Source organism: Acinetobacter lwoffii, from assembly GCF_024129595.1.
Lineage (GTDB): Bacteria > Pseudomonadota > Gammaproteobacteria > Pseudomonadales > Moraxellaceae > Acinetobacter > Acinetobacter lwoffii_O.
The window spans coordinates 31,264-43,616 of record NZ_JAMXXS010000025.1 but is presented as its reverse complement, the minus strand read 5'-3'; the positions used below and the strand labels follow the sequence as shown (position 1 = coordinate 43,616).

Genomic DNA, 12,353 nt, shown 5'->3' with positions numbered 1-12,353 from the left:
TAATCGCCCCAGAAAGACACTGGGATGGTATACGCCCAGTGATGTTATGGCTGGTTTTTATACTGTTGCACTTGCCGCTTGAATCCGCCTTAATTATTTTTATTCAATTTATAAAATCGTTCTAATCATTATTTTTATTTTCAAACGCTGTGATGAGCTAGTTTAAGCATCTGGGAGATGCGCTGATCGGCTTCATCCGATTCTGTCTTTCCCCAATCAATTGAGGAAAGACATCATTCAGTTTTAAGCACTACGCTTCAAACCTTCGAGCCGTAGTGAGTCAGTCATATTTAACAATAGTTGTTCGGTTTTTGTCCAGCCCAGACATCCATCAGTTACAGACTGACCATAAGTCATTTGCTCAGAAATTTTCTGGTTGCCGTCAACAAGATGACTTTCTAGCATTACGCCACGAACATTGGTCTGTAAGCGTTCTGCCACGATCTGCTCCAATACTTCAGGCTGCAGCATCGGATTTTTTGAGCTATTGCCATGACTACAGTCAATCACCAATGCCGGTAAGTCGATCTGATGTTTGGCCCGGATTTTCTCAATTTCTGACAATTGGTAATTTGGTCCGCTATTCGAGCCACGTAAAATCAAATGTGCTTTAGGATTACCTTGCGAGTGTAAAATGCATGGTAAACCAGACTGGCTCATCCCCAGGAATTGATGAGGATGAGAGGCAGACTGAATGGCATCTAATGCAATCTGGATCGAACCGTCAGTACCATTTTTGAAACCGATGCTGTACGGCATATGGCTGGAAATTTCGCGATGAATTTGCGATTCGCTGGTACGTGCGCCAATCGCACCCCAAGCTAATAAGTCATCGAAATAAGCAGTTGCCATCGGGCTAAGAATTTCAGAGGCAATGGGCAGACCCATTTCAATGATTTTTAGGTATAAGTCACGAGATTTTTCCAAGCCCAATTGCATATTGGATGAACCATCCAGATTTGGATCGTAAAGGAAACCTTTCCAGCCTACGGTAGTCCGCGGTTTTTCGATATAAGCACGCATCACCAGGAAAATCTGATCAGATAGCTGTGACTGAAGCTGTTTTAATTTTTCTGCATAGTCTAGCGCCGAAGCTTCATCATGAATGGAACATGGGCCGGTGACCACCATCAAACGATGATCCTTGCCTTCTAATATATTTTGAATGATTTGACGATGTTCAGCGACTTGGCTGGCCAATTGCGGAGACAGTGGCAATTGCTGCTTAAGCTGCTGAGGTAAAATTAAAATGCTTTCAGCATGATGTTGTTGTGATGTATTTGGGGTATTCATGACTTTAATCCTGGGACTGGCAATCAGTCCAAACTTTTATTTGAGCGTTATGGGTCTAATCGAAAGTGTTGTGAGTGTCATTAGCTGACTAAAATAAGACCAATAAAAGTTGTTAAAATATGAATAGTTAAAGTTTGTCATGGCTGTCTCCAAAATATTTTAAAAAATGAAAGGCATAAAAAAACCTGATCAGGGTTGCCGATCAGGTATAAACTGGTGGGCAACCTTTTCATTGCCCAAACGCATTCAGGCAATTAGCTAAACTGCCAGAAATAAAAATATGCGTTTGAAATGATAGGTTGCTTTAACATGTTATGTCTTTCATAAAATGTGATTCTGAAATTAAAATACGCGCTCTGTGATCATTTGACAAGCATTAAATATAAAAAAATATTTATTAACTTTTCTACTTTTATTTATCGATCAATCAAACCGTGATATGTATCACTAAAATTAGTAAAACCCACAAACCTATTGCGGGTTTTACCAAAGAAACTTCAGTTTAATCCAAAGATTAAAAATTAACGTGAAACACGATTCCAGGCATCACGCACTGCAAATTTAGCCTGTTCCCAGTTTAAACGTGATTCGCCTTTTATTTGTTCCCATTTCATTCTCAAATCAGGTTCTACGTCTTCAAAACGGGTATGGGCATCATAGCTACCACGGTTTTCATAACCGACTCGATAGGCCGTATCATAATCACGGTCATAATCCAGATCGCTATAGGTAGTACGGGCATCTGAATAGTATGGCGTATTGATCGAATTATCACGCCAGTAAGCCTGTTCTTCTGTTGGATTTATAGCTTCGCCTACACCTTTACCTGCCAGACCACCAACAACAGCACCGACAACGCCACCGACAGCGACACCCACTGGACCGCCTGCAGCACCAATAGCTGCACCTGCAGCTGCACCACCTGCAGCACCGACACCTGTACCCACAGGATGTGCGCCAGGTTCACCCGTAATTGGATCAGCATTTAAATCATCGCGGACATCTTTAGGCGCATTCTTAATTACATCACGATCAAAATTATCATTCGACATAGAGCTTATCCTTATTCTTTAAAATGGTTTTAGCACGTATCTTCATACGTCCTATTTAATATAAGCATCTGGCATGTAATGACATTAGCAGGCGTGTTTTGTTTCAGTGACTCTCTGTGAGGCTTTCATGCACTAATGTATCCTGAATCAAGTGAAAGCCGCATAAAAAAGACCGGTTTAATACCGGTCTTTTTTAAAATTGAAAAAGCTTAGTCAAAATGAATGACCGTACGGATTGATTTACCTTCATGCATCAAGTCAAAAGCTTCATTGATCTGATCCAGTGGCATGGTATGTGTCACAAAAGGCTCAAGTTGAATTTCACCTTTCATGGATTGCTCTACCATTCCCGGTAATTGTGAACGACCTTTTACCCCACCAAATGCAGTACCCATCCATTTACGACCTGTGACTAACTGGAATGGACGGGTTGAAATTTCTTTACCTGCTCCGGCAACACCAATAATCACCGACTGACCCCAGCCACGATGCGCACATTCTAGTGCTGAACGCATCACATCTACATTGCCGATACATTCGAATGAATGGTCTACACCCCAACCAGTCATTTCGACAATCACTTGCTGAATCGGCTGATCATAGTCTTTTGGATTCAGGAAATCTGTCGCCCCAAACTGTTTCGCCAGTTCAAATTTATCCGGATTGGTATCAATCACAATGATACGGCCAGCTTTGGCCTGACGTGCGCCTTGTACTACAGCAAGCCCAATACCACCTAAACCAAATACTGCAACACTGTCACCTTCCTGAACTTTCGCCGTATTATGTACTGCACCAATACCGGTAGTCACACCACAACCCAGCAGACAAACATTCTCATGGTTGGCTTCAGGATTAATTTTTGCCAGAGACACTTCAGCAACCACGGTATATTCAGAAAAAGTTGAACAACCCATATAGTGATAGATCGGCTCGCCATTATAAGAGAAACGGGTCGTTCCATCTGGCATTACGCCTTTACCTTGCGTCGCCCGTACAGCAACACACAGGTTAGTCTTGCCTGATTTACAGAACAAGCATTCGCCACACTCAGCAGTATAAAGCGGAATCACGTGATCGCCCGGTTTCAGACTGGTGACACCTTCCCCTACTTCAACGACCACACCCGCACCTTCATGACCCAAGATTGCAGGAAATACACCTTCAGGATCTTCACCAGACAAGGTAAATGCATCGGTATGACACACGCCTGTATGGCTAATTTTTACCAGTACTTCACCTGCTTTTGGTGGAGCAACATCCACTTCTACAATTTCTAATGGCTGGCCTGGACCAAACGCAACTGCTGCACGTGATTTCACGTAAAACTGTCCTTTTTTTGATGATTTACAGATGACTAACAGTAACCTCTTTCTATTCGGAGATTCAACTATTAACATCATCAGATAAGGAATAAAAGATCCTATAATTAATGGAACATCAATGACTAAACCTTCGCCCTTTGTATGTTTGAGCATTTTTACTTTTAGCATCATGCTTTCTGGCTGTGAACTGGCTCCCAACACTGCTGAAGAAGCGAAAATTACGCCGGTTCGACCTGCGCACTGGATCGACAATCAACTTTCAAAACAGCAAATTAATAGCGGTAAAACGGCTTTCTTGCCGCTCTATGATGGCTTTATGAGTATGGCAGCACGTCTGCACCTGATTAACAAAGCTAAATATCATCTGGATCTACAATATTACATTTGGAAGGATGATTATATTGGCAATATGATCTTGTCCCAATTACTTAAAGCCGCCGATCGCGGTGTCAAAGTACGGGTTCAGATTGACGATCAAAATGGTACCCAGCTTGATGACAAGCTTCTTGCTCTAAGCCAACATCCAAATTTTGAAGTTCGGATTTTTAATCCCTATAAATTTCGTCATTTACGTGCGCTGGATTATGGCTTCCGGATGAAAAAGGTCAATCATCGCATGCACAATAAATTGATCATTGCGGATGGCACTGCAGCCGTGACCGGCGGCCGCAATATCAGTAGTGAATATTTTGATGCCAGTGAAGATTTTCAGTTCACCGATGTGGATATATTCTTCGCAGGGCAAAGCGTAACAGATGCCAATCAGACCTTTATTAACTTCTGGAATGATGATCTGAGTTATGACGTTCGACAGATCTTGAATGATGCCGGCCATCCTGAAATGCTTAAAAGGCTCAGAACTGAATTTGAACGAGAAGATGTTGACGAAACTGAACTCAAACGCCGGGTGGGCATTGCCGAGAAACAAGTCGAACAACACTTAAAAAAACAACCCATTCACTGGGCGCCGGGTTATTTTGTTGCGGATAGTCCCGCAAAAGCACGCCCCCATGCCAAAAATGGCGATTATATTTATACCCATATGCTCGAACTGATGGGTGAGCCAAAAAAACATCTGGAACTGGTGTCCTCGTACTTTATTCCCACGCAAAAAGGGGCCGACTATTTAACCCGCCGTGCGCAACAAGGTGTGAAAATCAGAATCCTGACCAACTCTTTTCAGGCCAATGATGTGGCTGCGGTGCATGCCTATTATCAGCAATATCGTCAGCAATTATTGAAAAGTGGCATCGAACTCTGGGAATTTAAACCCTACATTGTCCGTCCGGAACGGACCTGGTATGAAATTATGACTGGAGACATCATCCCGGCTAAAAACAAAAATAGCTCCAGTTTGCATGCCAAATTTTTTGATCTGGATGGCATGGTGTTTGTCGGTTCATTTAATTTTGATCCGCGTTCAGCCTATCTGAATACCGAAGTCGGTCTGGTCATTGAATCGGAAGATTTTCAGAAGGAAATCACCAGTGCGATGGATCAGTACTTACCACGCGTGGCTTATCAACTTAAACTGAACGAAAAAAATGAAATGATTTGGCTGGAACATCAAAAAGATGGCCGTAGTATTCAGCATTTACATGATCCGGAAACTACAAAATTCCAGCGTTTTATGATGAATCTGGTGACGAAATTTCCCGGTGAATGGTTAATGTAATGACATTGGAGTGACCTTAAAATTACATGCTATGAAAAGCCCGTATTTCGAGAATAGCCGATTAACCTAACTTAGTCCGATCATCTTTTAAAAGGTTTTACAGTCGATTGCGCTTACTTTAGAATTACACTTTTCTCGTATTTTGCGATTGTTCGCCCTCCACTCCCATGCAATTTTTTGATTTAAGCCGTCAGTTTAAGTTCAGTGATATTCTGACGCCTGTAAAAACTCTCCATGATTTATCCCAGCAAGAATGGTATTTGGCCAAAATTCGAGTGGAACATGACTGTCTGTCCGACTCCGATACGGTCGAGGGACAGGTAGTTTTGAAATCCAGTGAAAATATTCAACTTGAACTGGAATGGCTGATTCAGGATAGCGGTTATGAATTACAGGTTTTATTTAAAGGTGTAGAAACCGAAGCCACTGATGAGACCGGTATTATGTTGAAAGGTGCACAACTGGTCGATGAACTGCAGCAAGTACTCTCTGCCCAAGCATTGAGCTTATGGATTGATGGCACTCTTTTGCCGATGTTGCCCGAGATCCGTCAGGAAATTAAAGCACGTTTAAACTTATGGGATTATGTCGAATACGATGGCTAATCGCCGAATTTTGTATTTTTTAAAGAGCCCATGTGGCTCTTTTTTATAATCTGAGTGACGTTTTAGATTGATCAAACTGCCGTAGCTTCAGTTTTTTCAGGCAATGCCCAGCTAATTAAGTTATTATAAAATTTATAAAAAATAATAAGAGAATCAAGACATGATTTCTGATAGTGAATGGCAACAGATTCGCCAGGTGGTCGCTGATGCACAACGGACCGCCATGCATTGCTCTATTGCAACAGTCAACCCCAAAGGCTTTCCTAGTATTACTCCGATCGGAACCGTATTCCTCAACAAAAAGACCAGTACGGGTTTCTTTTTTGATACTTATTCCACTACTTTTTCTGAGAATTTGCAGCATCAGCCGATGGCCTGCATACAGGCTGTGAACAGTAGCAAAATGTTTTGGTTTCATGCGTTGCTTAAAGGTGAATTTAAGCGTTATCCAGGAGTACGCTTATATGCAGAAATTGGGCCTTTACGTCCGGCCTCACCTGAGGAAATACAGCAGGTGGAGTCGCGTATTCGAGCTTTAAAATGGACCAAAGGTAGCCAGTTAATCTGGTCCAGCTTTCATCATGTCCGGGAGATTAAAATTAATAGCCATCGCTGGGTTGAATATCCAAATATGAATAAATAAAGCCAATAACTTACAAATAGTAAGTTTATGTCTTGTCTGTAGCCTAAAACCTCTTTAACCATTTTATCTGATTATTGGATTAAATATTAAACTAGACCCACATGTTCAAACATCAATCGGTAACTTTCGGCTTTTTTCTCTAGAGAAACCGGATATGCTCGAGAAGATGAAGGCATGCGATATAAATACAGATCACGTCCGACAAAATGGGCCTCGCTAGGCTGACCAATACTCGGCTTTAAAGTCCCTTCAGGCATAGACAGCATCATGGTGTCTGTGGCCTTGTCGCCTGTGGTCATAATATGATTGCACTGCGGCATTTGGCTGAGTAGTTGCTCAATATTGGTAGGTACTACAATTTCCAAAAATTTGTCTGAAGCATTGCCCTTTAAACGCCGGATCTGATAGCCACTATCAAAAATCGCAATCCCCGTTTCTGTTAAAAACTCCCGGATCAATTGTTCCTGAAATTTTTTATTGGGTAGATCTAAAAAGTAATCTTTATTTTCAAAGAAAATCAGTCCAAAAATCCGCCACATATCATTTTGATAGTTTGGATAATAAAAGTTCATTTTCCAGCGTGTGGCAGGTGGCGGAAAACTACCCAACATCAGTAATTTGGCATTGGGCGGTAAAAATGGCGGTAGCGGATGCGTTTCAATATCAGACATAGAATTAACTAAATTGAGAGATTTTAACTATTTTAGAAGGTCTTCCGAATCTTGCCAGCTACTTCTTGTCCCCAAAGTGTATAAACTTCCTTACTCGGATGAAAACCATCTGCAGCCATTTGTAAATTCATGGCACGATACTTCTCAATATCGTATTCAATCCATTGCATATTCACTTGCTGATTCACAAAATTTTCTAGTTGCTGGTTCATCTGTTTAGCATACTGGCCAAATAGCCAGGCTAAAGGATTCGGTAGCGCCGGAAACATATTCATTGGCGGCACACCGGCAGCAATGATCAGTTTCGGACTAAATTTTTGCTGAATTTTACTATAAAGCTGTTCCTGTTTCTGAATCCAAACCTCGACAGGTATCAGTTTGGTCACATCATTGACGCCAACCGACGTGACGATTATATCATAGTGCTGGACTTCTATTTGGTCCAAAGCATGAATTACTTTTGAGCTGGTATCGCCTGTTTTGGCCTGTAATTTCCAGTCAATTTCAAAGTCATCTTTCAGTTCATGCAGAATTGCACCCAGTAATGCGTCATCCTGATGTTCTACTCCTACACCTGCTGCTGCCGAATCCCCTAAAATCAGCAGAGACAGTTTGTTGCCGGTTCCGGTTTGACCTTCACGTGCACCTTCAGGTTCCGGCAGTCTTAGGGTATTTTTCTTGACATGATTACCCTGAATGACAAGTGCAGGAATCAAGGCAATGGTAGCGGCTTTCAGCAACATAGTGGGCTAATTTATATAGAGATATACTTAATTTTACCTGAGTTTATTCTTTTGAACTATTTCCTCAACAGTCATTTTAAATGAATGTTCACCTAAATTTGACTGAGATAGGATTCTTGTAAAATACAGGCTTATACATCTTGCCATTGGGTAAAACACAAAGGATGAATATAAAAAAATCCCGCTTAAGAACGGGATTTTTCATGGAAATCAAAGCTCAGATTTTATAGTCATTCCAGCGATTCATACGCTTAAAGGTTCCCACATCATTAAAACGTACGCCTACTTCTTTCATCACTTTATGCGCCGTTTTGGACGTCAGTTGACGGATATAAAATGGCTCTTTGACTACAAAATGATGAATCGCATGGGTCGAACCAAAATTACAGCAAAATAACTGGAATGGTAACATCCACCATGGATTGAGCACCTGGGTTTGTTTAATCACATCACGTGGATCAATATCGCCATAGTAATGCATATTTGAACTGACAAACTGCAAGCTAAAAGAACGGATAAAGTTTGGAATCACCCAAATGACTGCCAGCAGATTTACAATCGGCATCGCGTCGACAATGCCTTGCGACCAGAGCATCTCATAACCGAATAGCGGTGAAACTGCATTTAAACCATGAAAGACCACAAACAGGTAGCACAATCCATAGTAAATAATGCTGAGAGGTAAAAAGCCAAATAGCTGAGAAATCATGGCAATTTTACGTTCTTTTTCAGGCTGTTTTTCCAGAAAAAGATGAATCATTTTAATCATCTGAAATGGACGCAGATACACTGACATCAACTGGTCACTAATCACCAGAATTCGGCGAATGCCCCAAGGCATACCATTACTGATGCCACGTTCTTCCAGGTCATGTTCAGTGCCTGAATATTTATGATGATGCAAATGTAAACGACGACGTGCCCACGGACTGATGGTGTTTGGACGTGCCAACCAGACCAGTGCCAGCATCAGATGATGTGCCCAAGGTGTTTTTTTGAAATACATATAATGAATCAGGTCATGTTCCAATTCATGGGTCAATGATGCAAAAATCGCAATCAAGGGAATGGTAAACCATGCTGAGAGATAACCTGTTCCATATGCTACCGCGCATGCAATCATGCCTGCCCAGGCAAAGCCTAAAATACTCGCACCTATAAAGTTCTGATGTTTGAGTATGGGATAACGAGCACGCACCTCTTCCCCGGCCTGGGTAACGATCCTTCTGACCTTGGAGATTCGCTGCTGGTCAGTCATATCCGCAGATGTAGACATATGGACAACCTTTAATTTCTGAACGGTTGTACATTAAAGGAAATTCTAAAAAAGAGAAGTTATCTTTCCACTTTTAGAGTGAGTATGTCTAAGTTTTGGACAGTTTGGAAAAGTTCTTAAAATTGGCGAAAATTAGGAAAAGTAAAAGATGGTCTTTCTCATGAAACGAAAATTTAAAAGTAATTGATTTAATTGCAAATTCATCAATAAAATAAAAATATAATTTTTGATAATTTAAAACTTTATTTTAATAATCAATATATTAGGATTTATAAAATTTCGCTTTTTTGTAAATTCAAGCTATACATTTTTTAGAAAAAAATACTGATTCAGAAATTTTTCTCAGTTTGTCATAAAAAATAAAAAGAGAAGCGCTCTAGCTTCTCTTTTTATAGATCTAAGAGCGCTTTTAACCTAACTTGTTCACCAGTTTAAGTGGTAATACTTTCATGGCTAGACCGAGTGGCAACCAAGGCCATTTCGGCACATAAGCCTTAACTGGTGCTTTTTCAATTTCTGCTGCCAATAAACGCGAACCAGTTTTTTCATCGACTTCAAAAGGTAGCTTTTTTGCCCCTTCATTAATTTCAGTACGAATATATCCTGGGAAAATGGTGGTCACTTTAATTGGCGTATCAATCAGTTCAGCTCGAATGCCTTCCGCTAAATGAGCCACGCCGGCCTTACTTGCACCATAAGCCGTTAAATGTTTTGGCATACCGCGCATTGCACTCATAGATGAAATCATCACCAGATGGCCAGAGTTTTGTGCACGGAAGATTTCAACTGCAGCTTCACATTGTGCTAATGCCGAAATAAAGTTGGTTTCAACCGTGGCTTTATTGATAGCAAAATTACCTTTACCAATCCGGCGGCCCTCACCGACACCAGCATTCACAATAACTCGGTCAATGGTGCCAAAGTCTTCTTTAAAAGCACGAAACACTTCAAACACTTGATCGTAATCGGTGACATCTAGTGTTTTGGCAATGACTTTGATGCCATATTGGCTTTCCAGTTCCTGCTTTAAGATTTCCAGACGCTCCAAACGACGTGCACAAATCGCCAGGTTATAGCCTTTTTTCGCAAATTCACGTGCCATACCGGCGCCGATCCCTGAACTTGCACCGGTAATTAAAATTGTTTTAGCCATGTATTTACCCTATTCCTTTATTTTTCTAGCGTATTAGGTTTTCAATCTCATTTTAAATCCAGGTCAATAAGTCTGGACGCTGTGCTTTAATAAAATGATGTTCATTTAAACTGAGTAGTTGCGGTTCATTACCCACCAGACGTAGTGTCGTGATACTGGTATTGGTAATCGCCCAGTTCAGGGCAAAGGTTTTCTCCGGGCTCAGCCCTAGAATTTTACCTACTGCAACAGAAATCACACCACCTGAGGTATAGACTACTGCATAGCGCGGACGGCTTTTGGACAACTGGTCACACAGATTTTCTAAGCCGCTTTCCACGCGTGCTTTGAAACTTGGCCAAGATTCATCATATTCATGGTGATAATCATCGCCAGTCCAGCGTGCAATTGCACCGCTAAAAATTTTGCTCAGATAATCTCGTGGATTTTCATGTTCTGATACATCCTGTTTCAGCAATTCAGGCTGATTAAAGCGCGGCTCATAACGGGCGAATACCTGCTGATGATTAAATTCATTCCAGGCACTATCGGTCAGAATCTCACTTTCCGGAAAACATTCATCCAGAGATAAATGCGCCGTCTGCTGATGGCGTTGCATGGAGCCAGCCACCACATAAGGTGCTTCTTTCAGAATTTCATCAAAATAGTGGCCCAAAAGCTTTGCTTGTAACTCACCGTTGGGCGAAAGCTGGTCATAACTTTCTGCGCCAAAAGAGGCCTGGCCATGCCGGATCAAGTAAATGGTTGTCATTTTGGCATTATCTCTTTAAATTTAAGCACATACTTTTGTGCAATCTCATTGGCTTCCAGTTTTTGCTTGCCAATCAGTTTTAAGGCACGAATATGCAAGGCATGAATCACCACCCAAAAATCCTTGAACGCTGGATTATTAGTCTGTTTGTGGTAATAACGATAATAGATCTGCTGGGCAATCACCGCGAGACGGAAAATTCCGAACACCTCATAAAACGCCCAGTTTTCCGGTTGCAGGCCGGTTTTTCCCAAGTAGTAATCCACCACTTCTTTACGGGTAAACATACCTTTTAGATTGGTCGGCTGGCGGCGTGTTGCCTTAAAGATGGCATTGTCAGTATCTTCCACCCAATAGGCTAAAGCAGAACCTAGATCCATGAGCGGATCGCCGAGTGTCGCCATTTCCCAGTCCAGTACGCCAATCACTTCAGTCGGATTTTCCGGATTTAAGATGACATTATCAAAACGCCAGTCATTATGAATCACACAGGTTTTGGAATCAGAAGGAATATTGTCTTTCAGCCAGTTGCGTACATATTTAAAGGATGGAACATTCAGCGTTTTGGCCTTTTCATAACGAGCATCCCAGCCTTCGACCTGACGGCGACAATAGCCTTCACCCTTACCGAGATTTTTAAGTTCGGTCCCTTGATAAGGCACCTGATGCAGTTCGATCAGTTTATCAATCACATTGATACATAAAATCCGGATATCGGATTCAGTAAGCTGCAGCTCAGCTGGCATTTTGGCGCGAGGAATAATTCCTTCAAGCCGTTTCATCACATAGAAATCACAACCAATCACTGATTCATCCTGACAAAGCGCGACCATTTCAGGCACCACCGGATAATGCTCAGACAAGGCTTTTTGTACATGATATTCACGTGCCATATCATGGGCTGATTTGGCTTTGGTACCTTGTGGCGGACGACGTAAAATTAAATCGGCATTGGCATACTGTAAACGGTAGGTCCAGTTTGAAGCTCCGCCTGAATATTGGGTCACTTGCACAGGGCCTTCAACATTCACATTTTGCTGAATTAACCAATTGGTGATGGCTTGTACATCCAGTTCTTCACCTTGACGAACTGCTCCACCTACATCAATAACCGCCATAATTTTTCCTTAAAATTTTTTAATACGTTGCAATCTTCTAGTTAAAGC

General features: G+C 41.6%; 12 protein-coding genes. 3 read left to right on the top strand and 9 right to left on the bottom strand.

Features of this window, described 5'->3' with window-relative positions; genetic code table 11:
• Nucleotides 1–243: 243 nt before the first annotated feature.
• From NI466_RS11725 to NI466_RS11715, 3 genes are all read right to left on the bottom strand, one after another.
• Entirely contained in the window at nucleotides 244–1,293 is a 1,050-nt protein-coding gene (locus NI466_RS11725; RefSeq protein WP_180087526.1) for a 3-deoxy-7-phosphoheptulonate synthase, read from the bottom strand.
• Nucleotides 1,294–1,814: 521 nt separating this feature from the next.
• Nucleotides 1,815–2,345 carry a hypothetical protein gene (locus tag NI466_RS11720; protein WP_004731160.1) on the bottom strand — a complete coding sequence of 177 codons (531 nt, stop codon included), beginning with the start codon at nucleotides 2,343–2,345 and terminating at the stop codon, nucleotides 1,815–1,817.
• A gap of 209 nt (nucleotides 2,346–2,554) precedes the next feature.
• Nucleotides 2,555–3,667: an S-(hydroxymethyl)glutathione dehydrogenase/class III alcohol dehydrogenase gene (locus NI466_RS11715; RefSeq protein ID WP_253173672.1), complete on the bottom strand. Its 1,113-nt coding sequence runs from the start codon at nucleotides 3,665–3,667 to the stop codon at nucleotides 2,555–2,557.
• 121 nt (nucleotides 3,668–3,788) lie between these two features.
• On the opposite strand from NI466_RS11715, the gene NI466_RS11710 reads away from it, so the two are divergent.
• From NI466_RS11710 to NI466_RS11700, 3 genes are all read left to right on the top strand, one after another.
• Nucleotides 3,789–5,345: a phospholipase D family protein gene (locus NI466_RS11710; RefSeq protein WP_253173671.1), complete on the top strand. Its 1,557-nt coding sequence runs from the start codon at nucleotides 3,789–3,791 to the stop codon at nucleotides 5,343–5,345.
• Between the two features lie 167 nt (nucleotides 5,346–5,512).
• Nucleotides 5,513–5,950 carry a hypothetical protein gene (locus tag NI466_RS11705; RefSeq protein ID WP_004647076.1) on the top strand — a complete coding sequence of 146 codons (438 nt, stop codon included), beginning with the start codon at nucleotides 5,513–5,515 and terminating at the stop codon, nucleotides 5,948–5,950.
• A gap of 160 nt (nucleotides 5,951–6,110) precedes the next feature.
• Nucleotides 6,111–6,593, top strand: coding sequence for a pyridoxamine 5'-phosphate oxidase family protein (locus NI466_RS11700; RefSeq protein WP_253173670.1), 483 nt, complete (start codon nucleotides 6,111–6,113; stop codon nucleotides 6,591–6,593).
• Between the two features lie 86 nt (nucleotides 6,594–6,679).
• Here the strand turns inward: NI466_RS11700 and NI466_RS11695 are convergent, their stop codons facing one another.
• The 6 genes from NI466_RS11695 to NI466_RS11670 all read right to left on the bottom strand — a co-directional run bounded on the left by NI466_RS11695 (nucleotide 6,680) and on the right by NI466_RS11670 (nucleotide 12,305).
• Entirely contained in the window at nucleotides 6,680–7,264 is a 585-nt protein-coding gene (locus NI466_RS11695; RefSeq protein WP_044108343.1) for a uracil-DNA glycosylase family protein, read from the bottom strand.
• A gap of 32 nt (nucleotides 7,265–7,296) precedes the next feature.
• Nucleotides 7,297–8,007: an SGNH/GDSL hydrolase family protein gene (locus tag NI466_RS11690; RefSeq protein ID WP_253173668.1), complete on the bottom strand. Its 711-nt coding sequence runs from the start codon at nucleotides 8,005–8,007 to the stop codon at nucleotides 7,297–7,299.
• A 217-nt stretch (nucleotides 8,008–8,224) separates the two neighbouring features.
• Entirely contained in the window at nucleotides 8,225–9,283 is a 1,059-nt protein-coding gene (locus NI466_RS11685; protein WP_253173666.1) for a fatty acid desaturase, read from the bottom strand.
• Between the two features lie 409 nt (nucleotides 9,284–9,692).
• The gene (locus NI466_RS11680; protein WP_004280440.1) at nucleotides 9,693–10,436 is read right to left on the bottom strand and encodes an SDR family oxidoreductase; all 744 of its coding nucleotides are present in this window, start codon (nucleotides 10,434–10,436) and stop codon (nucleotides 9,693–9,695) included.
• 52 nt (nucleotides 10,437–10,488) lie between these two features.
• Nucleotides 10,489–11,187: a histidine phosphatase family protein gene (locus NI466_RS11675; protein WP_005100133.1), complete on the bottom strand. Its 699-nt coding sequence runs from the start codon at nucleotides 11,185–11,187 to the stop codon at nucleotides 10,489–10,491.
• A complete protein-coding gene (locus tag NI466_RS11670) occupies nucleotides 11,184–12,305 on the bottom strand; it encodes a phosphotransferase family protein (protein ID WP_253173665.1) in 1,122 nt (373 codons plus the stop codon). The genes NI466_RS11675 and NI466_RS11670 overlap by 4 nt, the downstream gene beginning before the upstream one ends.
• Nucleotides 12,306–12,353: the final 48 nt, after the last annotated feature.

Excerpts from the sequence above, each read along its gene's own strand:
- NI466_RS11675 (WP_005100133.1), bottom strand. The coding sequence starts at position 11,187 with ATGACAACCATTTACTTGATCCGGCATGGCCAGGCCTCTTTTGGCGCA.
- NI466_RS11695 (WP_044108343.1), bottom strand. The coding sequence starts at position 7,264 with ATGTCTGATATTGAAACGCATCCGCTACCGCCATTTTTACCGCCCAAT.
- NI466_RS11725 (WP_180087526.1), bottom strand. The coding sequence starts at position 1,293 with ATGAATACCCCAAATACATCACAACAACATCATGCTGAAAGCATTTTA.
- NI466_RS11670 (WP_253173665.1), bottom strand. The coding sequence starts at position 12,305 with ATGGCGGTTATTGATGTAGGTGGAGCAGTTCGTCAAGGTGAAGAACTG.
- NI466_RS11690 (WP_253173668.1), bottom strand. The coding sequence starts at position 8,007 with ATGTTGCTGAAAGCCGCTACCATTGCCTTGATTCCTGCACTTGTCATT.
- NI466_RS11680 (WP_004280440.1), bottom strand. The coding sequence starts at position 10,436 with ATGGCTAAAACAATTTTAATTACCGGTGCAAGTTCAGGGATCGGCGCC.
- NI466_RS11700 (WP_253173670.1), top strand. The coding sequence starts at position 6,111 with ATGATTTCTGATAGTGAATGGCAACAGATTCGCCAGGTGGTCGCTGAT.
- NI466_RS11705 (WP_004647076.1), top strand. The coding sequence starts at position 5,513 with ATGCAATTTTTTGATTTAAGCCGTCAGTTTAAGTTCAGTGATATTCTG.
- NI466_RS11710 (WP_253173671.1), top strand. The coding sequence starts at position 3,789 with ATGACTAAACCTTCGCCCTTTGTATGTTTGAGCATTTTTACTTTTAGC.
- NI466_RS11685 (WP_253173666.1), bottom strand. The coding sequence starts at position 9,283 with ATGTCTACATCTGCGGATATGACTGACCAGCAGCGAATCTCCAAGGTC.
- NI466_RS11720 (WP_004731160.1), bottom strand. The coding sequence starts at position 2,345 with ATGTCGAATGATAATTTTGATCGTGATGTAATTAAGAATGCGCCTAAA.